At 40.9% G+C, this 530-nt stretch carries 1 protein-coding gene; it reads right to left on the reverse strand.

The genetic code is table 11. The features are described 5' to 3' along the window. A partial coding sequence (locus A3756_RS05610) for a hypothetical protein (RefSeq protein WP_197481199.1) occupies nucleotides 1-432 on the reverse strand: 432 nt, incomplete at its 3' end. Between the last annotated feature and the right edge of the window lie 98 nt (nucleotides 433-530).

The following is a 530-nucleotide window of genomic DNA, read 5'->3' on the forward strand; positions in this document are numbered from 1 at the left end:
CAAGTTTACAGAAACCAAGCTATCGAAACTTGAAGTTTCTGGAATAACATGATCATAGTACTCACGAAACCCCTGCAAATACTCTTGAGGACTCATCAAAGGAACAACACATGTCACCCAAGCAATGTGCTCGTGCGGTATATCTTTAACGACACCAACAATGACCTCACTAAAAGTAGCTTTATGTCCGTCAGCAAGGAACTGATCGCGACGATGAACTTTTACACCCTCTTCTCGAGCAATATCCATCAGTACATCAGCCTCAGTACTAACGTATATGCTATCTTTTGACAGCACTTTCTTAAGCTGTCTTATTTTCCACGCTAACAGACTAATTTTGTCTTCACCAACCTCAAGAAGGGCCTTTTGCGAAACTCTTGAACTACCAAGTCTGACAGGTATCACTGCCGCAATATCATACTTATTAAACATTTCTCACCATTTTATAAGGTCCTATTGTCATCGAGCGACTCAGCCTCCTCTTTCTTATCACTTCGTTCATTGTAACAACAACTTAAGCCTACCAACTC

The sequence above is a fragment of the Oleiphilus sp. HI0086 genome (assembly GCF_001635225.1).